Raw genomic sequence first — 19,990 nt, forward strand, 5'->3', positions numbered from 1 at the left:
CAATCTCACCTACTTCATCAAAACTTTTCACTAATTTACTAATTTAAAGGTACTTTATTTTACCTATGACTGAGTTAACTGAGCAAAAGGCTCGACTGGTAGAACTTTTCAGTGCAATTCAAGGTGAAGGATTCAATGTTGGTTCGCGGCAAATTTTTATCCGTTTTGCTGTCTGCGACTTGCGCTGTCACTTTTGTGATAGTGCTAATACTTGGAGCGTTCCTTCTACTTGTCGGATTGAGAAAACCCCTGGACTGCGCGATTTTGAAATTCACTCTAACCCAGTGAAGCTACTAACGTTACTCAATTGGGTCGAAAGACAAAATTTACCTCGATTGCATGACAGTGTTAGTCTTACTGGGGGCGAACCGCTTTTACACGCTCGCTTTTTGCAGGAGTTTCTGCCGAAGCTCAAAGATGTTACTCAACTATCAGTTTATTTGGAAACTGGCGGTCATCGCTCACAAGAGTTATCTTTAGTTTTGCCCTACTTAAATTCCGTGGGTATGGATATTAAACTACCAAGTGTGAGTGGAGAAGAACATTGGCAAAGTCACCGCTTGTTTTTGCAACGGTGTTTTGATGCTTCGGTGCAGGTTTTTGTGAAGTTAATTATTTCCGATCGCACTAATCCGGATGAGTTAATTCAGGCGGCAGAACTAGTGGCTGCGGTTAGTCCGGAAATTCCGGTGTTTTTGCAGCCAGTAACTTCTTTGCAAGTACCTTTGGCAGCCGGGGCGGTACTTCCTCCTTCTCCAGAGCAAGTTCTGGCTTGGCAAAAGTTAATGAAAAACTTGCTCTTGTCGGTACGGGTAGTGCCACAAACCCATAAATATCTGGCTCAACTTTGAGTTCTGCCTTCTTTTTGTGCTTTCATTTGGGCTTTGGCTTTGGCGGCGCTACGTCGCAAGGCTTGCAGTCTGGCTTCGTATTTTTTCCGTTGCCGACGACCGGGGGTTTGCTCGATTAGGGTTTTTAAGGCGCTGCCAAGGCTCTTATAGGCGTTAGGGAGAGTGTAATTAAAGCGGGTTGCTAGGGCGATCGCTTTTTCGTCTGCTTCGATGGCTTCTTGTAAGGTTCTCTCTCCGTTATTTTTCTGCCAGAGTCGGTAGCCGGAAATGCCGCATAAGGCTAGGGCTAACAAGAGTAACAGTCCGTCTTGTACCCAGAGTTCGCCGACTGCGCCGCCTAATCCGATGGCTAAGGCTGCCATCTCCCATCCTTCTCTGGGAATCGTATCGTTTTGAATCCGGGCAACTTCGTGCCAAAATACGAGGTTGCGCTGGTCAATGGCAAGGTTTTCCCATTTGGCAAGGTCGATTTGGATTTCCACCTCGTCTCTGCCGATTTCTTCACAGCGAATTAAGGGTGGGTTGATTTCTGTGGTTGCTTCTACCATGACCCAACTTTGCAATTCCGGCGGTAATAAGGTTTTTAAGCGCCGGAGTTCGCTCATTTCGGCTCTAGCAGAATAGGTTGCATAAGATGTCATAAATCTGTCTTGTACTTCCTCAAACAAACATGAATATTATTTAGTATCTTAGCGGTCTGGATCGACACAGACACGCCTTTTCTTGACTTTAGCAATGATTTGTGGTTTTGAGGTGGTCTGCTTTTCCCTACCTGGTTTTCTTGTTTGGTGAAATTAGGTTATTTTGGCTGAATAGGTTGAATATTTAAGAGCATTTCCAGTTTATCGGCTCGATTGACTCTTTTTCAACTTTTCCTGCTTGGATTTAGTCGAGATTGGCAAATCAAAGTTATTGGCAACCTTGACAATTTTCTAAAAATATGTGAATGCTTAGTTCAATTTTTCTAAGTGACTGAGAGCGAGTTGATAGTTAGCAAGATCTCCTTGCTGACGGAAAAGTTGTGCAGCTTTTTCTAAATCGTCGATCGCTTGGGGATTTTGTTGTAGCTCGAAGCGGACATTCGCGCGATTGTAGTAAGCAAAAGCGTCGTTAGGCTGAAGTTCGATCGCTTGAGTGTAGTCAGCGATCGCGCCAATTCGATCGCCAATCGCGCGACGGGCGTTGCCTCGGTTGTTATAAGCTTCGATATAATCGGGGATGAGTTGAAGCGCGGCGGTATAGTCAGCGATCGCGGCTCGAGTCTCTCCCATTTCGTAACGGGTAACGCCACGGTTATAATAAGCTTTAGCTAAGTCAGACTTACTGGGTTTGAGTTCGATAACTTTGGTATAGTCAGCGATCGCACCTTGATAATCTTTTCTTTCTGTCAAAGCAGCACCGCGACTCAGATAAGCTAACGCGAGATTCGGTGCTAACTCGATCGCCTTGGTATAATCATCGATGGCGCTTTGATAATTTTCTAAATTAAAATAGGCATTACCGCGATTGTAGTAAGCCGCCGTATAATTAGATTCGACACGAATGGCTTGAGTGTAATCGGCGATCGCCGCACGCTCATCGCCCATTTCAAAACGAGCATTACCCCGATTATTGTAAGCCGCCGCATAATCAGGTTTCAACTCCAAAGCTCGAGCGAAATCCGCGATCGCTGCTTGATTATCGCCTTGGCTAGAATAAACAGTACCTCGGTTATAGTAAACCCAAGGATGAGGTTTAATTTTAATTGCCTGAGTATAAGCAGAAATTGCTTCCTGGTTTCGCTTTAACTCTTGAAGTACCTCTCCGCGCAAAGCATGAAGTGCAAAGTCACCAGGACTAATCGCGATCGCTGCTTGAAAAGATTTTAAAGCTTCTTGATCGGCATTTAAACCAATTAAAGCCTGACCTTTACCACGCCAAGCAGGAGCAAACTCCTGTTTACTTTGAGCAATTGCTTGCTCAAAAGCAATTACTGCTTCTCGATAGCGTTTTTGAAACCTCAGAGTTAATCCCTTGGCATACCAAGCTTGATAAAGTTGAGGATTAAGAGCGATCGCGCGATCGAAAGCCAAAATTGCTTCATCATATTGTTCCAAGCGCCAAAGCTTATTACCATAATTCAACCAGGCGATCGCGTCTTGACTATCTTGCGGAACTTGCAGTTTATCTAACAAAGATTCATTAAGTCGGGTAATTTCCTGTCCTGTCAAGGTTGGTGGAAGTGAATTTTCTACTTCTAACCACTCTGAGTGAATTTCGATCTCATCTAACGAACTTAAAAAACTGCTCACGGGCACGCCGAGACTATAACCTAATTGAATTTGTCGTCCCCATCCAGCTTCGTTATTTCCAACTTCTCCTTCTGCTCGTCCGTGAATACCAATTACCCTTCCCAGAGTATCTAACACCGGACCGCCACTCATTCCCGGCTCGGTAATATTGCTATAAAGTAATTCGTAACCATAAGTAAGAGAAAAAGAATCCTGCGCTCGAATCGCTCCCCACTCATCACTAAAAAGCAAACCCGCCGTAAACAAACGATTTGGTTGGTTATTTTTTAACTTGGATGCGGGCCATCCAGAAAGATAAACAAAACTTGATTCCTCTTGGCGATCGTAGTTGGCGAGAGTAGCAACTTGATAAGGTTGTTCGCTCACAAACTCTAACACTGCTAAATCCAATCCTGGCAACCTTTTTAGCCGATCTTTTTTCACTGGATAGCACCTGCCATCAGGAGTCATAACTTGGTATTTTGAACCCGAGCGAACAACGTGTTCGGCAGTAAGAATATAGTAAGAGTTATTTTGGCGAGCAACAATTACACCCGATCCATTACTTTTATTACCTGAAATTAAGACAGTAATTTCTTGAGCAATATCATCAACTTTATCGGTAAGATGAGCAGGGGCAAATTCGGGAAGTAAAGGAGGAAGATCGTTTTCTGCTCGAGAAGCATTTTCCATTGCCTCAACTACAGTTTTAATCGGCAATCCCCAACTGAGGCGAATCATCTCCTCTCTTTGGTTTATTGAAGGTAACTCACCATTGGCAAATACATAAGGATTGCCCCAAAGTGGATAAGCCAGAATACCATTAAGCCCAATAACTTTGCCTTGACTATTAAGTATTGGTCCACCACTCATTCCTTTTTGGATTTCATTGCTATAGCCAATTTCATAGCCTCCTTGTAGAGCTTGCTCTGACAACCAAGATATTTTCCCGGTTGTCAAAACTAATTCCTGGCTATCGAAAGAAAAACCCGCCGCAACAATTGTTTGATTTGCTCCTATGGGCGAGGCTTGTCCCAGTTTTGCTATTGAATAATCTTCTTCGGCTTTAAATGTCAATAAACCAAAATCTTTGTCAGGAAAAGCGATCTCCTCCATCACTGTTGCTTGATGAAGTTTACCATCGGGTGTTTGAATGCGATAGTTTTGTCCTACTGCTAAGACATGAGCCGTAGTAATTACGGTGTAGACTCGATCGACTCGATTAACTATCAAACCCGAACCACCACTGCTTCCCGCGATTACTTTCACCGTAATTGCTCTAGCTAGCTCCCTTAACTCACTCAAAGACAGTTGGCTAGAAAATTCGAGCTGTTCGCATTGAGAAGTCAATATCTGCCGATTCAGTCTAATATTGTTGATTAGACTAATAACACCAATATAGGCAACGGCGATCGCTGCACCAGAGGCAAACAATACTATTCGGCTACGCTTCATCTTCGTCGTGCTAAAAAGTTTTAGGTAAGAGCGATCGCTACTACCATTTTGCTCATCATGAACAGATACATTCCTGTCTTCTTAACCGCGCCCTTTTGTCCGGAACTATTTCTCTGTTTCAAACATCTTCAGTGTTTACACCTAGTTATTGTTTGACAGCGATTCAGAGTATCTATCTTTCTCTACAAAATGATTAACAAGTTTTTGGCTAACTAGCGCTTTACTTGCTCGCCATTTTGAATCAGAAAATTTCCTCCCCAGAGAATTTTAACACTTTCTAGGCGGTCTCAAAAACCTCAATCGGTAGTTTTACCTAATTCGTTTCTTTGGGAGCAGTTTCGAGGAATTTGTGAAAATCGATATAAATTTGGCTTTCTCCGGAACTTTGTTTGAGGGGGTTTAAGCCAAATTTACCAATGTCAAACAGTCCTTGAATCACGCGGCTGGCACTTTCTCCTGGTTGTAGCGTAAATAATACCCCGTCACAAGGCCCACCATAGGCACTGGAGACGCAAATTACTTCTTGACGTTCGATAATTCCTGTGGTGATGTAATTAAGGATACCTAATTGGTAATACTTTTGGAAACGTTGAGAAACTTGATTGCATCTTTTCTGCGGATGATAACCTGAGGAACTAAAATATTCAGAAACCCAGCGAATTACTGCTGTTTTTCCCTGAGACGTACTAGCTAATGTTGTTGGTACACCGTCGCTCGAAGCACCACAAAAAAATGCAATATTTCTAGTTGGTTCAGTTTGACACCCAGTAACACTAAGTTCAAGAGCTGTTAATGTTAAAAACGCGATCGCGGATCTAAGCTTCATTGCGATGCCAACCTATCATCAAGCAATTGGATTTATTCTAGTTATAACATGACTCTAGAGCCTGTCCAGTAAGGATTGCTGTTAATTTATTTTCCTAGCGATCGCGAAATTATACTTATTTAATTTAAATAAAAGTAGGATAAGTCGTTTAACTTATCCTACTCAAGGAGATTAGCGCGGAGAAACTTTTAAACCTTTGCTTCTTCTTTAACTAACTTATCCCAACCTAAATCTTTCAAAGAATTATTGCGACGCAGGGGACGAGTTACTAGTTCGAGAATATCGCGAGCATTAGTAAAGCCATGAATTTGAGCAAAAGTAAATTCAACTGACCATTTAGTATTGATACCTCGTGCTTCTAAAGGATTAGCATGAGCCATTCCTGTAATTACTAAATCTGGCTGCATTTCATGGATACGCTGCAACTGATTATAGTTATCGGGTTTTTCGATAATTTTTGGTGTCGGAACGCCCATTTCTTGACAAGTTTTTTGCAGGAAATCTAACTCGGCTTTTTGATAGCGTTTGTCCATATAAGGAATGCCAATTTCTGGTACTGTCATTCCACAACGAACTAAGAAACGAGCCAAAGAAATTTCCAACAAATTATCGCCCATAAAGAAGACAGATTTGCCGCGAATTAGTTTGAGATAGTCTTCTAAACTTTCCCAAATTTTTGCTTCTCTTTCCTCTAATCCTGTGGTTTCTACACCAAATACCGAGCAAATTTTTTCAATCCAAGCGCGAGTTCCATCGGGACCAATTGGAAATGGTGCGCCGATTAATTTACACTTGCGGCGACGCATTAAACTAGTAGCAGTACGGCTGAGAAAGGGGTTAACACCAGCAACATAATAACCTTCTTGAAGTACGGGTAATTCTGTGTAACGTTTTGAAGGTAGCCAACCAGAAACTTGAATTCCTTGTTTCTTTAATTCGAGGGTAAGATTGGTAACAACTGGATCGGGTAAAGAACCAAATAATACTAAAGGTGGACGATCTTTGTCTTCAGATTCTTCTTTAGTTTCTGATTTTTTCTTACCAAAACTAAGCAGTTTTTTAATTGAGTTGCGTTCTTCTTTTTCTTCTTCGGTAGCGGCTTGAGTAGGACAACGTTGCGCCATTGCAGCAAGTACGGTATCTTCTCCTTGGGTGAAGGCATAGTCCAAGCCATTAGCACGTGCAACTACAATCGGAATACCAATTTCAGCTTCTAGTTTCGGAGCTAAGCCTTCTAAGTCCATTTTAATAATTTCGGTGGTACAAGTACCAATCCAAACGATTACGCTGGGATTGCGATCGCGTTTTATTTGCAAGCACAATCTTTTTAATTCTTCGTAATCATTTAACTGGGCAGAAATATCACCTTCTTCTAATTCCGCCATTGCGTAACGAGGTTCGGCGAAAATCATTACTCCCATTGCATTTTGGAGGAAATAGCCACAGGTTTTGGTTCCGATAACTAAGAAGAAGCTATCTTCAATCTTTTGATAGAGCCACGCTACACAGCTAATCGGACAAAATGTGTGGTAATTTCCTGTTTCGCATTCAAAATCTAGTGCTTGGGGTTCTTGGGCTACAGTCATTTATTGTTCTCCTCTCTTAGATTTCTTAAATATTCTAATTCTGGATCGCTAGATAAATCGTCAATTTCTTCTTGTGCAGTTTGGGCTTTTTCTGCCGCTCTTTTTTCCAGTTCTTTTTCTGGATCAAAATGTAGTCCTAATGCTTCTACGACGCGATCGCGATTGTCTGAAACTAGAAAAAAGTGAAATAAGATTTCTGTTACTTTCGGCTCTAACGCACTAACTGCTCCGATAATTAAGTAAGAGTCAGGGCGATAACCACCATCAGGCGTTCCTACAATCCATTTGTAATTTTTAGTTCGTCGGAACCAAGATCGATTAGCTTGATAATAATCCAACCATTTATCTTTTAAAGTTGGCTTTAGTTCCTCAAGCAATCCCATAGTGTTCTCTCAGTGAAAATTTCCAGCGAACAGATACTATTTTTAACTATTCGCTGAAAACTGCTAACTCGCTTACACCATCATTAAATCGAGTTCTTCTTCTGCTTTAGCGGGTTGACCTTGTGGCGGATTGAGGTAAAAATCAGATAGCAATGAGAACAATTCGCGATCGGGTGCATCATTAGGTACAACACCTTCTGGTAAGGCTAAAATTTGGTCAGCAATGTTGAGATAATACTGACAAACAGGTTCTAAAGTAGGATCTGTTTCTGCCATCTCAAAGATAGTTTTACCTTTGACGCGGGAAACGCGAATGTCTTCAATTAAAGGCAGAATTTCTAAAACTGGCATTGGTACTGCTTCGATGTATTTGTCGATTAAATCGCGCTTTGAGGTACGATTGCCAATCAAACCTGCTAAACGTAAGGGGTGAGTGCGTGCTTTTTCGCGAATTGAGGCGGCGATACGATTCGCAGCAAATAAAGCGTCAAAACCATTATCGGTGACGATCGTGCAGTAGTCGGAATAGTTGAGGGGTGCTGCAAAACCGCCGCAAACTACGTCACCGAGTACGTCAAACAAAATTACGTCGTATTCGTCAAAGGCGTTCAGTTCTTTGAGCAATTTTACTGTTTCGCCGACGACGTAACCGCCGCAACCTGCTCCTGCGGGCGGTCCACCTGCTTCGACGCAATCGACTCCTCCATAACCTTTATAAATTACGTCTTCGGGCCAAATGTCTTCGTAGTGGAAGTCTTTTTCTTGCAGGGTGTCAATAATTGTGGGAATGAGAAATCCTGTCAAGGTAAAGGTGCTGTCGTGTTTGGGGTCGCAACCGATTTGTAGCACTTTTTTGCCGCGCCTGGCGAGAGCAACTGAAATGTTGCAGCTTGTTGTTGATTTGCCGATTCCGCCTTTTCCGTATACTGATAGTTTCACGTTTGGTGTTCTCCTAGATTGCGACGATCGAAGTTTGTTTGTTTATTGCCGTTAGTCGCTTTCCGACTCTGGTTAATGGGTTTTTGTTTATCTCGTTATTGGCATTATTGTCTAAGTTTCTCGGAAAGGAAAGGGGATGCTGATTTATTTTTGGGTTTAATTGAGCTTATGGTAAACCATGAAAGATTATTTTTCTGATAAATTAGCTTTATTAACTTTTAGTCTTTTAAAACGATTTTTTGATTACTTTGTTTACTTATTTATAAAAATGTGGTACAATAAACAAATAATGACTATCCTGGAAAATTTTCCCTGAAAAACAGTAGTAAAAATGAAGTTATGATTAGGATTAACTTGATTGACGAAAGTGACAGGCTGGTCAAAAAAATGCTCAAAACTGAGTTAGGGTAGTTAATTTGTCGCTTAAATAGATCGTGCGGGCAATCCTGTGGAGCGATCGCTCCTGAGATTTTGGCAGTTTATAAAGAATGGTTAATTTTTCTCGTTCAGTGATCCAAAAGCGGTTTCAGTAGAGTTGGAATAGACTAAGCGCGATCGCGCTACTCTACGAAGAAAATTCTCTGAAAAAACTGATATGAGCAGATCCCCAAACTCTGGAACGACTATCTTGCTATACATTTTAGGCATTGGTTTAGTCATCACTGCCATTTTGGTAGTCTTGAAAGGAACAGGCATTCTTGAGTGGATTCCCCCTTATGCAATCTGGGCTACAGCTTTATTTTCCATCGGTGCAGGCATTCTCTACGGAATTAATAGCTATCGTCGATGAAAAGAAATTTGTTTGACTACTATTGAGGTTAAATTTGTGAGTTCATCTCCCCGTCGCGACTCAGAATTGATTGCTTACGTCTTTTGGACTGTACTAACGATTACAATCCTTGTCTATATTCTCAGAGGATTTGGCGTTCTCACTTTCATCCCTGGAGGAATTATCTACTTCCTAATTTTGCTGTCCCTAATTACTGGAATCTGGTTTGGAGTAGAGAAAACCAAGCGTTTTTAAACAGTGAACAGTTACCAGTGAACAGTGAAAACCCCAATTCCTAATTCCCTCTTAGGGGCGATTAAAGGTCAGGTTAAGATTTATTACCGTTCTAGAGGCAGAGAAAAAATGCCTACGGAGGGTAAATTAAATATGGCTGAAGATTATCGCGCAGAAAGAACAGTATCTGCGGTATTTAAAGAAGAAAAACAGATAGATAATGTTGTTCGTCGCTTGCTAGATCGCAACATTCCCCAAGACCACATTTCCGTAATGGGGAAAAACTTTACTTCAAAAACGCGGATTTCCGGTTTTATCTCCAAGAAAGACGTAATTTTAGGCGGATTGCGAACGGGAGGGCTGTTTGGTTCCTTATTCGGTTCCGTACTGGCATTATTAACAGGAGTAGGAGCCTTGTGGATTCCCTTTGTGGGTTGGGTTGTTGCAGGAGGTCCAATTGGTGCAGTATTATTAGGGGCGGCTGGTGGCGCGATCGCTGGTGGTGCTGGGGCTGGTTTAGCTTCTGCTTTAGCAACTTTGGGAATGTCTAAGGACAAGGCAGCAGTTTATCAAACCCGTCTCGAAGCTGGAGAATTTCTCGTCATGGCAGAAGTTCCGGCTGGTAAATCAGGGGAAATTACTATGCTGATGGAAAGTGCTGGTGGGGAAGAAGTGTATACCAGTGAAATGACTTTACCACGTCCTTGTCCGGGAACTTGTAACTCTCCAGAAGACTTATCGCCCGAAGTGCGATCGCATCTCTCTTCCGAAGCACAACAAACCTTTATTGAACGCTATAACCAAGTTTTCCAGCAATCTCAAGACTCAATGGAAGCCGAACAAGCTGCATGGGAAACAATTTACCAGCAGTATGCAGAAGATGAAAATGGCATTTGGTCGAAGCAAAAAGTCACTGCTTAAAGACAAGGAACAATTTTGAGTAAAGAGACGTGAGATTTCACGTCTCTTTTGTTTTTTTTAGAGAAAAATTAGTATTGCCAAGGCAAAATCAGCTTACTTTCTACTAGCAGTTGACTGTCCTGGAGAGCCTTTGACAACCTGTTGATTTACCTGCGGTTCGTATAACTGCAAATAATTCCAGTAATTACCAAAAACTTGTTTAACGTAGTTTTTCGTCTCATAAAAAGGGATGCTTTCCACAAATTCGTCAAAATCTATTTCATCTTGATTGTCAAGCCATCTTCCCAGATTACCCTGACCAGCATTGTAACTGGCAACAGCGAGTAAAGAGTTATTTTGATAAGGACGATGAATTTCTTTCAAAAACCAAGTTCCCAGCTTGATACTATCTTGAGGATTTGTCAGAGAATATTTTTCTACCTGCAAATTTTTAGCTGCCCAATCCGCCGTACTAGGAAGCATTTGCATTAAACCCACTGCCCCAGCAGTAGATTTGATATCCTCTTCAAAGCGAGATTCTTGTCTCATAATCGAAATGACAAGTAAAGGATTAATATTACGTTGTTGAGCGAAACTGGTAATTTCTTCTTGATAGGGAAAGGGATAAAGAGCTTGCCAGTAAACAAGTTGTCTGCTTAACTTTTCATATTCAGCTTTTTCTTCTGGTTTCTCACGATCTTCTAAAGAAGCTATTTCCGAAATACCGTCTAAGTAATTATCTTGGTCGATTAACAACAAACCATTAGTAAACTGTTCGGCAACAGTTGGTTCAAGCTTGTTAGTAAATTCTCCTTGCCAAAGCACCCAAGCATACTCAGTTTGAGCTAGTTGATACAATTCTTTTAACGTCGGAGATCCCGCAGGTAACATGGGTCGTTCTTGAGGTATTTCTAAAGTAGGATTCAATTTAGCGATCGTCTTAAAATCTCCTACATCCCAACCCAACATCACTGCCGATCGCCAAGCATAATAAGATTGAGGATGATCGGCAATTACCTGCTCAAAAGCAGTGGTTGCGTCTGCGGTACGTCCTAGTTTGCTTGCCCATTTTCCTTCCCAAAAGCCAGCAATCCTCGCCCATTGACTATGAGGATTTTTGTCTGTCACTGGCTTAATCCATTCCCAGGCAGCTTGAATATCTCCTTGGGCAGATTTTCCTTGGGCTACTTGTAAACGATACTCAGCCGCAGCATCAGAATCGTCATATTTGGTAATTAATAATTGACGAGCTTCTGCTGCAGCTTTGGTACTATTGAGACGATCGAGAATTTTAGCTTTGGCTAAAAGTGCTTCACCTGCGCGATCGGGGAAGTTGGCAATTACCCGATCCAGGTAAGGTACTGCGTCTAAGTCGGGGACAATATCGGCAAGACGCAACAGGGCGGAGGCAGTTTCTTCGGCGTGAGGAAAATCTTTGCTCATTTGTTCGTAAGCTTGTTTAGCTTCTCTGAGTTTTTCGGCATATTCAAGTCCGAGAGCTTCCAAATAAGCATTCTTAGGCTTAGAATTGGCTTGGGCGTAAGCTGCGCTAGCTTGTCCATATTTGCGGTCTTTCCAATATCCCAGCCCAATTACTTCCCAATCTTCTAAACTGATAATCGGACGGTTGCCTTTACCTGTAGCCGTACTGTAATAAGCGACTAAGGTATCTAAGATTGAGATGGTTTCTGGGTCGTCAAAGGCATAGCGAGCTATTAATAATAAGAGTTCGGGGCGATCGCCATCTTCGGCAAGTTTTTCTCGCACTAGGGCTAAAACGCGAGGATGAGAAGGATATTTTTTCAGGGCTGTTTGCCAATATTTCCGGTGATCGGCGCTGAAGGCGTAGCTATGCTCTAGTCTCTCGCGCAGGGTAGGATTTTCCGGTAGTTTGGGGATAGCTAAATCTTTGTATTTCGAGTCTTTAGATAAGAGAACATAAAGAGCTTCTGCGGCTATGGGATGATTGTAATGATGCTGGAGTAAAGTTCTCCACGCTGAAAATGCTCCGGCTTTGTCATCAAGCAGTTCGTAAGCCTCGGCTCGTTTGTAGAGAATTTGGGGGGCTAAAACTCGATAATCCCATTCTAATTCTTCTAGCCAACGGATTGCTTCTTCTGGTTTATTTTGCTCAATTAAGTCTGACGCTAACAGATAACGGGCGCGATCGCGATCGAGAGATTGTTCGGCTTCAGACGCGATCGCCTTTAGCTGTGTGGCTCGTTCTGCGGGCGCTAGTTCAACCAGTTGTAACACTGGTGTGTGAACCCTTTTTCCCTGTAAAACTGGGCTTTGTTCTTGGAATGGAAGCCAATTTGTGAAAAGCCTTAGTTCTCGACTATATCTGCTAGCTAGTACAACTGAGGTAATTACTAGCACGCAAATTCCAGCACCAGTAGCCCACCGTAGTCGTCTTTGCCTCTGTTTATTTTTATATGGATTATAGCGGGAGAAAACTAGACGTGAATTTTTTCTGTTCATAGTACCTCGTGCGTGATTGACATCCCTTTTTGGTTTGAGTCAGGATGGCTAGGACGGGTGTGGCAATACTTGATTTTCAATTTGGACATCAAAGTCTTAATTTACCTATCTGGTTACCCCTAACTTCCGGAGATTATCAATCTTCTTGGGGGAAAACTAGAGGAGATTGTCAAACGATCGCTGTTCAGGTAGCGATCGCTAAGCGATCCTTGCGGTCAGCCCCTTCGGGCGCTGGGCTTTGCCCCCTTGCTACTCGCTCTTTAAGATTTTGGGAATTATCGTCCTGCCGAAATCCCCCTAAAATTTGTTTGAGTATTGACATTTTTTCTTTAATATGTATTACTACCAAGAACTGCACCAAAGTCACTAAGGCGAGCTTTATTGCTCTGAAAGCGGCGACATTGCCAGAAGATTTCCTACTTCTATTGTGCAACAGGACAACTTTTTCTCCTGAGCAATTTAAAAATATCGAACTACAACTTGTAAAATCGATCCCAGAGATGGAGCAAGCAAATATGTCAAAGTATGAGTGTAACGTTTGTGGATACGTTTACGATCCCGAAGTAGGCGATCGAGATAATGATATCGAACCGGGAACGACTTTTGAAAATTTACCTGACGATTGGGTTTGTCCTGTTTGTGGTGCAGGTAAAGAAGAATTTGAATCAGAATAGAAAATTTTTCAGGTAATTGCGTGAACGAACAACCTTTAAAGGTAATAGTTATTGGTGGTGGTGCAGCAGGATTTTTTGGCGCAATTACCTATGCTACTACCTATCCTGACGCTCAAGTTACTTTACTAGAAGCTGGACGCATCCCTTTAGCTAAGGTACGCATTTCTGGTGGTGGTAGGTGTAATGTTACTCATCATTGTTTCGATCCCGTCCAGTTAGTGCAAAATTACCCTAGAGGTGGAAAAGCACTTCGAGGTGCTTTTACTCGTTTTCAGCCCCAGGATACAGTTGCTTGGTTTGAAAACCACGGTGTAGAGTTAAAAACTGAGGCTGATGGGCGAATGTTTCCGGTTACGGATAATTCGGAATCTATTGTCAATTGTCTGCTAAAAGTAGCCAGAGAGGCAAAAGTTCAACTTCGTACTGGTGCAAAAGTAGAGTCAGTAGCAAAGCTTGACTCTGATTTTGAGATTGGGTTGAAAACAGGAGAAAAGTTAATATGTGAAATTGTTTTACTCGCTACGGGTAGCAATCCTACAGGTTATCGTTTTGCTCAATCTCTCGGTCATACTCTTGCTTCTCCAGTACCTTCTTTATTTACTTTTAATATTGTTGACCCTCGTTTGCAAGATTTAGCGGGAATTACTGTGGAAAAAGTAGATTTGCGATTAACTACAGGCAAAAAAAAGTTATCCCAAACAGGTGCTTTACTTATTACCCACTGGGGAATTAGCGGACCTGCTGTCTTAAAACTTTCTGCTTGGGGAGCAAGAATTTTACACGAACATAAATATCAAATGCTCTTGCAAATTAACTGGTTGCCTCAGTATAATTGGGAAAGCTTACGCGATTATTTATTAGCAACTAAAACTCAATATCCTCGCCGTCAAGTGACAACAATTTCCCCAGTTCCGTTACCGAAAAGACTTTGGCAGAGTTTGGTTATGCAATCTGGTATTTCCGAACAACAACGTTGGACAGAATTATCAAAAAAATCTTTAAATAATTTAGTCCGAGAATTAATTCAGGGAAGTTATCAAATTCAAGGAAAAGGTGTTTTTAAAGAAGAATTTGTTACCTGTGGGGGAGTTAATTTGCAAGAAATTAATTTTCAAACAATGGCTAGTAAACTTTGTCCGGGACTTTATTTTGCTGGCGAAATTCTCGATATTGATGGTGTTACTGGTGGCTTTAACTTTCAAAGTGCGTGGACTACAGGTTGGTTAGCAGGTCAAGCAATGGGAAAAAGATAATTATAAGAATAATTTAATTAGCTAGGGTGTGTTTAGATTTCCTGGTAATTATTTGACCAAAAAACACACCCTAGGAAAATTATTAACTATGAGGAATAATATTGGTCTACAAATTTTTGTAGTCCTGCATTATAACCTTGTCCAACAGCTTGAAATCGCCAAGAACCATCTTTTTTATATAAACGTCCAAATTCTACGGCTGTTTCTAAAGAAAAATCTTCTTCTAGTTGGTATTTAGCAACTTCTTTTTCGGTAGATAAGTCATAAATTCGGATATAAGAATTTCTGACTTGTCCAAAATTTTGTTTTCGTGATTCAGCTTCGTGAATAGTAACGACAAAGACTATTTCTGTAATTGAAGGATCTACTTTGGGTAGTTCAACTTCAATAGTTTCGTCATCACCACCACCTTCACCAGTGCGGTTATCTCCTTCAGATTTTACCGCACCATCGGGCGATTGTAAATTGTTGTAGAAAACAAAGTATTTTTCGCTAGGAATTTTTCCATTTGCTCCTAGCATAAATACAGAAACATCTAAGTCAAAATCTGCTCCTGTGTCGCTGACGTTGATATCCCATCCTAAACCAATTCCAGCATACTGTAAGCTAGGTGCCTCTTTGGATAAATCTACTCGCTGTCCTTTACTGAGGTTAATAGACATAATTCCTCTTGGGTTCTACAAGATAAATTTTAGCGAATTTGAGCGACAATTTAATTGTCTGTAAAATAAGTTGATAAGTTATTTAAGTAAATCTTAAGAATTTACCAGATTAAGGGTGAGTTAAGAAAAATTTTAATTTAATTGCTGGTAGAGTTTTTTGCTTGTATTTTATAACTTACCCACCCTAGACAAATCCGAGCTAGTTTTTGTTAACAGTTTTTAAGAATAAGAGTAGACTAAATCTTGTAAACTATTTACTCGGATACCTTCACCGATCGCTGTAACTTGCCAATCGTCATTTTGTCGGGAAACTTCTGCTAAAATCATGCCAGTTTTATCGGTGTAAGATTGTCCAGAAAGATTATAACGGGCAATTTCTCGATTGGTAATTGAATTGACGAGACGAACAAAAGCGTTATTTACTTGTCCAAAATTTTGCTCTCGTTCGAGACATTTATAAATATTAACGGTAAAGACAAGTTTAGTAATTTCTGGAGGAACTAAGGGTAAATTAACGATTACTTGTTCGTCGTCTCCTTCTCCTTCACCTGTGAGATTATCTCCTAAATGAGTAATTGCGCCGGAGGAGTGTTGAAGATTACCATAATAAATGACATTGCTGCGATCGCGTACTTTCCCTTGAGCATTTAAACATAACACAGAAGCATCAAGGTCAAAGTCAGCAGTGTTACTAAAAGCACCGAAAAGTCCCCCACGCTTCTGTTTAACTAAGTCCCAACCTAGTCCACACATTAATTGGGTTAAATCTGGTTCTTCTTTCTTGAGAGAGATCTGTTGTCCTTTCTGAAGATTAATAGTCATCGGAATTTAATGTATAGTTGGCAATGTTTTTATGCTACCTTTGCAAAAGAAAAATTGCTAACTAGAAATTTAGCGATCGCACCAAACGACAAACCTAACAATGAAATTTAGCGAACTGATCGAACAACTCGGAGATTTAGCGACTGAGTGCAATAGCCTTGGTGTTATGCCCGATTGTAACCCGAAAATTGTCGGAGTTACACCGGTGGATGCAGCTACACCTGATACCCTCAGCTACATTGAAGGGGGAAAATTTGCCGCAATGGTCAAGAAAACTGCTGCAACTGCTTTAATTGTGCCACAGGATGAGCAAATTCAGGCAGAAGCGACTCAAAGAGGTATTGCTTGGATTGCGACATCTCAGCCTAGATTACTTTTTGCAATGGCGATCGCACTTTTTTATCAGCCTTATCAACCAAGTCCTGGAATTCATCCTACCGCAGCGATCGCTCCTGGGGTGATTTTAGGGGAAAATGTTTATATTGGTGCTGGTGTGGTTATCGAAACTAAGGTCAAAATTGGTAATGGTGTTTCGATTCATCCGAATGTGGTGATTTATCCCGATGTGGAAATTGGATCTCGCACTACGTTACACGCTAATTGTACAATTCAAGAACGAACTCGCATCGGCAACCATTGTGTCATCCAAAATGGTGCAGTTATCGGTGCAGAAGGTTTTGGTTTTGTTCCAACTCCTCAAGGTTGGTACAAAATGGAACAATCGGGTTATGTCGTCTTAGAAGATAATGTCGAAGTTGGTTGTAATAGTACCATCGATCGTCCCGCCGTGGGCGAAACGAGAATTAAACGTAACACGAAACTAGACAATCTCGTGCATATCGGTCATGGTTGTACTGTGGGACAAAATTGTGCTTTTGCTGCTCAAGTTGGTTTGGCAGGTGGAGTTACAATTGGCAATGGTGTATTATTAGGCGGACAAACAGGAGTTGCTAATCAAGCGAAAGTTGGCGATCGCGCGATCGCTACCGCCAGAGCAGGTATTCATAGTAATATTGAACCTGGAGCAGTAGTTTCTGGCTATCCTGCTATTCCTCATCAAGTTTGGTTGAAAGCTTCTCTTCTCTTCAGTCGTCTCCCAGAAATTTATCAATTCTTTCGTAAATTTAAACGCGAAAAGTCGTAATTACTTAGCAATTATCAGCTAACATTTTCTCAGTTTTCAGGTAATTATAATTTCAGATTATACCGGAGAAGAGAAATTGCCTACAGAAAAACAAGCACTTGCTTCTGTCTTTATCTGTCAACTACTATCTAACTTGTTACAATCTATACATTTATTTCGTTATGACTCATTTCTGAAACAAGTGTATATAATAGCAGGTAAACAAGAAAGCATAGAAATAATTATTTTTGCAGATGGAAATTGGGAGTTTAACAATGACAACACCGAATTTTAAACAAATGAGTCGTTCTGAATTAAAGAAATATATTAGAAATAATCCTACAGATGAGCAAGCAATTCGAGAATTATTTGTCAACCGTCGCAACCCTAACGCTAAACGTTATCCTTACCCTTATGAGATGTCATTTGAAAAAGTAGAGACAATTTTTAAGGATAAAATTAACTCTATAGACTAGGTTTTTTGACAAGGAACTAAGATAAAATTAATCTAACTTTCAACATGAAACTCAAAGTAATTGTTAATCAAGCAGAAGAAGGAGGATATTGGGCTAAAGTACCTGCTTTACCTGGTTGTATCACTGAAGGTGACTCTTGGGAAGAATTAATGGTTAATCTCAAAGATGCAATTGAAGGCTGGTTAGAAGTTGCTAACACTATTCAAGAAACGGAAGCAGGAGAAAAAATTATTGAAATTGCTTTATGACATCTATTTCTGGTAAAAAATTATGTAAAATTTTAGAGAAAAAGGTTAACTTTTGAAACGAATTACAGTAAGTCATCACATTTATCAAAATTCTGGTACTAATCAAATCATTTCTGTTCCAGTTCACAGAAATCAAGATTTAAAAATTGGAACTTTGAAATCTTTGATGAAAGTGGCTGAGTTAACTGAAGAAGATTTAGAATAAATTTCACAAACTAAGAAAAAATAGTAATTCAATTACCATTAAATTTAATGTTATCAAATTTCACTTTGGCTCTCGCTGCAAAATTACTTGATAAACTTACAAATTCCTCGCTCAGAAGTCTTGACAAAATCGCAAAATTCTTGTACTAATTCTTCATCAGGAAAATCTGCTTCTAATTTCGCTACTGCGTCAGAAATATTCAAATTAGACTGATACAATATTTTCAATACTCGCTTTAAAGTTAACCTTTGTTCAGAAGTAAAGCCAGCCCGTCGTAATCCGACGATATTTAAACCCATAATCGTATTACCAGCCAATCCCGGAGTCATGCAAAATGGAGGTATATCGCGTCCCACCGCAGAACCACCGGACATCATTACTAACCTCCCAACTCTGGTAAACTGATGTAGCAAGCAGTTACCGCTAATAAAAGTTTTGTCTCCTACCTCAACATATCCTGCTAATAACGCTCCATTGGCAATAATTACATTATTCCCAACTTTGACGTTATGTCCGAGGTGAGAATTAGCCATCAGTAAGCAATCATTACCTACTTCGGTTGCTGTACCCAGTTTCGTCCCACGATGAATGGTTACTCCCTCGCGAATTGTACAGCGAGATCCAATTTTCACGTAAGTTTCTTCATTCGTAAATTTTAAATCTTGGGGTACATCTCCTAAAACTGCGCCGGAATGTACTTGACAATTCTCTCCTAATGTGGTATTGCGTAAAATAGCCACATGAGAATTGATTACACAACCAGAACCAATGACAACGCGATCGTCAATAAAAGTAAAAGGTCCAATTGTTACATCTTGACCTAACTGAGCGCTCGATGCAACTACTGCGGTTGGGTGAATTGTCACAGGAGTTTACCCAAGAATAAATAACGAATTGGATTGTACCAGTAAAGGCGGGCATTGCCCACCTCAATTACAAATGTAGTTTACTACGTCTGGGCAGTAATTTCTGACTGTAACTCATCTAAACGAGCTAAAACTTCCTGAGAGTGAATTACAGGTTTAACACCGAGGAAGATTTCGCGTAGGATACCCTCTGGATCGATGATATAAGTATGGCGTAACGAGAAAAAGCCTAACCACGAACCATAAGCTTTACTCACCGAACCGTCAGTATCCGCTAATAAAGGAAATTTTAAACCCTCAGAGTCACAAAATTCCCGATGGGAGTCTACATCATTAACACTAACACCAAGAATTTGAGCATTGCGGGTGACGTATTTCGGTAAGTCTTGTTGGAAACGACGCGCTTCTAAAGTACAACCAGAGGTAAAATCAGCAGGATAGAAGTACAAAACTACCCATTTACCTTGATAATCAGAAAGAGAGATTTCTCCGTCTCCGGTGTTAGTAGGAAGTGTAAATTCGGGGGCTGGCTGATTAAGTTCCGGCTGAGTTCCGCCTAAAGCCCACACCGTAGGAGTAAAATTAAACCAAGTGGCGATCGCTAAACTAATCGCTAAAACAATTTTCAGTAGATTACGACGAGACATAAGCTAAGAGAATGATAACTCGTTTAACATAAGTTTACATTCTTCTGGTTCCAAGCTACAGATGTTATACCAATTTGCTTTATCTACATAAAATTGTGTAGAGACGTTGCATGCAACGTCTCTACAAAGTCTGTATCTGTAAGAAAACGGTATTATCTAGACAAATTACTTTCAAATTTCTACAAATCTAGATATTATCTTACTTAAATTATCAGCAACAATTAAGCTAATTAATATAGCAGAGAACGAGTTCTTAGAAGCTCCTAATTTTCGGAAAAGTTTGCTAGAATAAGCTGCGATGGTTGTTCACTGTTCACTGT

At 40.7% G+C, this 19,990-nt stretch carries 23 protein-coding genes; 11 read left to right on the forward strand and 12 right to left on the reverse strand.

From position 1 onward, the window contains the following. Window positions 1–65 precede the first annotated feature (65 nt). The gene (locus G3T18_RS07355) at window positions 66–851 is read left to right on the forward strand and encodes a 7-carboxy-7-deazaguanine synthase QueE (RefSeq protein ID WP_224409893.1); all 786 of its coding nucleotides are present in this window, start codon (window positions 66–68) and stop codon (window positions 849–851) included. On the opposite strand, the gene G3T18_RS07360 is transcribed toward G3T18_RS07355, so the two are convergent. The 6 genes from G3T18_RS07360 to bchL all read right to left on the reverse strand — a co-directional run bounded on the left by G3T18_RS07360 (window position 842) and on the right by bchL (window position 8,310). Continuing rightward, a complete protein-coding gene (locus tag G3T18_RS07360) occupies window positions 842–1,492 on the reverse strand; it encodes a DUF3318 domain-containing protein (RefSeq protein ID WP_224409894.1) in 651 nt (216 codons plus the stop codon). The two genes, G3T18_RS07355 and G3T18_RS07360, sit on opposite strands and share 10 nt — an antisense overlap. Window positions 1,493–1,801: 309 nt before the next feature. Further along, window positions 1,802–4,576 (reverse strand): tetratricopeptide repeat protein, encoded by a 2,775-nt coding sequence (locus tag G3T18_RS07365; protein WP_224409895.1) that lies wholly within the window; start codon window positions 4,574–4,576, stop codon window positions 1,802–1,804. A 313-nt stretch (window positions 4,577–4,889) separates the two neighbouring features. After that, entirely contained in the window at window positions 4,890–5,402 is a 513-nt protein-coding gene (locus G3T18_RS07370) for a COP23 domain-containing protein (RefSeq protein WP_224409896.1), read from the reverse strand. A gap of 188 nt (window positions 5,403–5,590) precedes the next feature. After that, window positions 5,591–6,988 carry a ferredoxin:protochlorophyllide reductase (ATP-dependent) subunit N gene (locus G3T18_RS07375; RefSeq protein WP_224409897.1) on the reverse strand — a complete coding sequence of 466 codons (1,398 nt, stop codon included), beginning with the start codon at window positions 6,986–6,988 and terminating at the stop codon, window positions 5,591–5,593. Next, window positions 6,985–7,371, reverse strand: a complete 387-nt coding sequence (locus tag G3T18_RS07380) for a DUF5331 domain-containing protein (protein ID WP_224409898.1) — start codon at window positions 7,369–7,371, stop codon at window positions 6,985–6,987. The genes G3T18_RS07375 and G3T18_RS07380 overlap by 4 nt, the downstream gene beginning before the upstream one ends. 72 nt (window positions 7,372–7,443) lie before the next feature. Next, entirely contained in the window at window positions 7,444–8,310 is an 867-nt protein-coding gene (bchL, locus tag G3T18_RS07385; protein WP_224409899.1) for a ferredoxin:protochlorophyllide reductase (ATP-dependent) iron-sulfur ATP-binding protein, read from the reverse strand. A 595-nt stretch (window positions 8,311–8,905) separates the two neighbouring features. On the opposite strand from bchL, the gene G3T18_RS07390 reads away from it, so the two are divergent. The 3 genes from G3T18_RS07390 to G3T18_RS07400 are packed head-to-tail and all read left to right on the forward strand — an operon-like array spanning window position 8,906 to window position 10,234. Next, the gene (locus tag G3T18_RS07390) at window positions 8,906–9,100 is read left to right on the forward strand and encodes a hypothetical protein (RefSeq protein ID WP_224409900.1); all 195 of its coding nucleotides are present in this window, start codon (window positions 8,906–8,908) and stop codon (window positions 9,098–9,100) included. A gap of 36 nt (window positions 9,101–9,136) precedes the next feature. Then, window positions 9,137–9,334: a hypothetical protein gene (locus G3T18_RS07395; RefSeq protein ID WP_224409901.1), complete on the forward strand. Its 198-nt coding sequence runs from the start codon at window positions 9,137–9,139 to the stop codon at window positions 9,332–9,334. A gap of 24 nt (window positions 9,335–9,358) precedes the next feature. Continuing rightward, window positions 9,359–10,234: a ChaB family protein gene (locus G3T18_RS07400; protein WP_449867784.1), complete on the forward strand. Its 876-nt coding sequence runs from the start codon at window positions 9,359–9,361 to the stop codon at window positions 10,232–10,234. A gap of 93 nt (window positions 10,235–10,327) precedes the next feature. Here G3T18_RS07400 and G3T18_RS07405 read toward each other — a convergent pair whose 3' ends face one another. Both G3T18_RS07405 and G3T18_RS07410 read right to left on the reverse strand, forming a co-directional pair. Next, window positions 10,328–12,469, reverse strand: coding sequence for a lytic transglycosylase domain-containing protein (locus tag G3T18_RS07405; RefSeq protein WP_224409902.1), 2,142 nt, complete (start codon window positions 12,467–12,469; stop codon window positions 10,328–10,330). A gap of 409 nt (window positions 12,470–12,878) precedes the next feature. Next, window positions 12,879–13,016: a hypothetical protein gene (locus G3T18_RS07410; RefSeq protein WP_224409903.1), complete on the reverse strand. Its 138-nt coding sequence runs from the start codon at window positions 13,014–13,016 to the stop codon at window positions 12,879–12,881. A gap of 193 nt (window positions 13,017–13,209) precedes the next feature. Between G3T18_RS07410 and rd the strand changes: the two genes are divergently transcribed. Continuing rightward, the gene (gene rd, locus G3T18_RS07415) at window positions 13,210–13,368 is read left to right on the forward strand and encodes a rubredoxin (RefSeq protein ID WP_224409904.1); all 159 of its coding nucleotides are present in this window, start codon (window positions 13,210–13,212) and stop codon (window positions 13,366–13,368) included. 20 nt (window positions 13,369–13,388) lie between these two features. Beyond that, window positions 13,389–14,621: a BaiN/RdsA family NAD(P)/FAD-dependent oxidoreductase gene (locus G3T18_RS07420; RefSeq protein ID WP_224409905.1), complete on the forward strand. Its 1,233-nt coding sequence runs from the start codon at window positions 13,389–13,391 to the stop codon at window positions 14,619–14,621. Between the two features lie 86 nt (window positions 14,622–14,707). Here G3T18_RS07420 and G3T18_RS07425 read toward each other — a convergent pair whose 3' ends face one another. Together G3T18_RS07425 and G3T18_RS07430 are read right to left on the reverse strand one after the other, a co-directional pair. Further along, on the reverse strand, window positions 14,708–15,283 hold the full coding sequence (locus G3T18_RS07425) for a TerD family protein (protein WP_224409906.1): 576 nt from the start codon (window positions 15,281–15,283) through the stop codon (window positions 14,708–14,710). Between the two features lie 219 nt (window positions 15,284–15,502). Beyond that, window positions 15,503–16,105, reverse strand: a complete 603-nt coding sequence (locus tag G3T18_RS07430; protein ID WP_224409907.1) for a TerD family protein — start codon at window positions 16,103–16,105, stop codon at window positions 15,503–15,505. Between the two features lie 100 nt (window positions 16,106–16,205). Here G3T18_RS07430 and lpxD point away from each other — a divergent pair, with 100 nt between their 5' ends. The 5 genes from lpxD (at window position 16,206) to G3T18_RS07450 (ending at window position 18,157) form a co-directional block, all read left to right on the forward strand. Beyond that, window positions 16,206–17,249, forward strand: coding sequence for a UDP-3-O-(3-hydroxymyristoyl)glucosamine N-acyltransferase (gene lpxD, locus G3T18_RS07435; protein WP_224409908.1), 1,044 nt, complete (start codon window positions 16,206–16,208; stop codon window positions 17,247–17,249). A gap of 76 nt (window positions 17,250–17,325) precedes the next feature. Further along, on the forward strand, window positions 17,326–17,523 hold the full coding sequence (locus G3T18_RS25865) for a DUF6888 family protein (RefSeq protein WP_397333918.1): 198 nt from the start codon (window positions 17,326–17,328) through the stop codon (window positions 17,521–17,523). Beyond that, on the forward strand, window positions 17,504–17,704 hold the full coding sequence (locus tag G3T18_RS07440; protein ID WP_224409909.1) for a DUF6887 family protein: 201 nt from the start codon (window positions 17,504–17,506) through the stop codon (window positions 17,702–17,704). Before G3T18_RS25865 ends, G3T18_RS07440 begins: the two co-directional genes overlap by 20 nt. A gap of 44 nt (window positions 17,705–17,748) precedes the next feature. Next, window positions 17,749–17,952 (forward strand): type II toxin-antitoxin system HicB family antitoxin, encoded by a 204-nt coding sequence (locus G3T18_RS07445; protein ID WP_224409910.1) that lies wholly within the window; start codon window positions 17,749–17,751, stop codon window positions 17,950–17,952. Window positions 17,953–18,004: 52 nt separating this feature from the next. Continuing rightward, the gene (locus tag G3T18_RS07450; protein ID WP_224409911.1) at window positions 18,005–18,157 is read left to right on the forward strand and encodes a type II toxin-antitoxin system HicA family toxin; all 153 of its coding nucleotides are present in this window, start codon (window positions 18,005–18,007) and stop codon (window positions 18,155–18,157) included. A gap of 83 nt (window positions 18,158–18,240) precedes the next feature. Here G3T18_RS07450 and lpxA read toward each other — a convergent pair whose 3' ends face one another. Continuing rightward, entirely contained in the window at window positions 18,241–19,023 is a 783-nt protein-coding gene (gene lpxA, locus G3T18_RS07455; protein ID WP_224409912.1) for an acyl-ACP--UDP-N-acetylglucosamine O-acyltransferase, read from the reverse strand. An 83-nt stretch (window positions 19,024–19,106) separates the two neighbouring features. After that, a complete protein-coding gene (locus G3T18_RS07460) occupies window positions 19,107–19,670 on the reverse strand; it encodes a peroxiredoxin (protein ID WP_224409913.1) in 564 nt (187 codons plus the stop codon). Window positions 19,671–19,990 lie beyond the last annotated feature (320 nt).

The organism is Oscillatoria salina IIICB1 (assembly GCF_020144665.1).
Taxonomy (GTDB): Bacteria; Cyanobacteriota; Cyanobacteriia; order Cyanobacteriales; family SIO1D9; genus IIICB1.

What these genes read in the sequence shown, in the direction of transcription:
- rd (WP_224409904.1), top strand. Translation starts at nt 13,210, where the DNA reads ATGTCAAAGTATGAGTGTAACGTTTGTGGATACGTTTACGATCCCGAA.
- G3T18_RS07380 (WP_224409898.1), bottom strand. Translation starts at nt 7,371, where the DNA reads ATGGGATTGCTTGAGGAACTAAAGCCAACTTTAAAAGATAAATGGTTG.
- G3T18_RS07375 (WP_224409897.1), bottom strand. Translation starts at nt 6,988, where the DNA reads ATGACTGTAGCCCAAGAACCCCAAGCACTAGATTTTGAATGCGAAACA.
- G3T18_RS07440 (WP_224409909.1), top strand. Translation starts at nt 17,504, where the DNA reads ATGACAACACCGAATTTTAAACAAATGAGTCGTTCTGAATTAAAGAAA.
- G3T18_RS07460 (WP_224409913.1), bottom strand. Translation starts at nt 19,670, where the DNA reads ATGTCTCGTCGTAATCTACTGAAAATTGTTTTAGCGATTAGTTTAGCG.
- G3T18_RS07390 (WP_224409900.1), top strand. Translation starts at nt 8,906, where the DNA reads ATGAGCAGATCCCCAAACTCTGGAACGACTATCTTGCTATACATTTTA.
- G3T18_RS07365 (WP_224409895.1), bottom strand. Translation starts at nt 4,576, where the DNA reads ATGAAGCGTAGCCGAATAGTATTGTTTGCCTCTGGTGCAGCGATCGCC.
- lpxD (WP_224409908.1), top strand. Translation starts at nt 16,206, where the DNA reads ATGAAATTTAGCGAACTGATCGAACAACTCGGAGATTTAGCGACTGAG.
- G3T18_RS07355 (WP_224409893.1), top strand. Translation starts at nt 66, where the DNA reads ATGACTGAGTTAACTGAGCAAAAGGCTCGACTGGTAGAACTTTTCAGT.
- G3T18_RS07425 (WP_224409906.1), bottom strand. Translation starts at nt 15,283, where the DNA reads ATGTCTATTAACCTCAGTAAAGGACAGCGAGTAGATTTATCCAAAGAG.
- G3T18_RS07370 (WP_224409896.1), bottom strand. Translation starts at nt 5,402, where the DNA reads ATGAAGCTTAGATCCGCGATCGCGTTTTTAACATTAACAGCTCTTGAA.
- G3T18_RS07360 (WP_224409894.1), bottom strand. Translation starts at nt 1,492, where the DNA reads ATGACATCTTATGCAACCTATTCTGCTAGAGCCGAAATGAGCGAACTC.
- G3T18_RS07430 (WP_224409907.1), bottom strand. Translation starts at nt 16,105, where the DNA reads ATGACTATTAATCTTCAGAAAGGACAACAGATCTCTCTCAAGAAAGAA.
- G3T18_RS07445 (WP_224409910.1), top strand. Translation starts at nt 17,749, where the DNA reads ATGAAACTCAAAGTAATTGTTAATCAAGCAGAAGAAGGAGGATATTGG.
- G3T18_RS07410 (WP_224409903.1), bottom strand. Translation starts at nt 13,016, where the DNA reads ATGTCAATACTCAAACAAATTTTAGGGGGATTTCGGCAGGACGATAAT.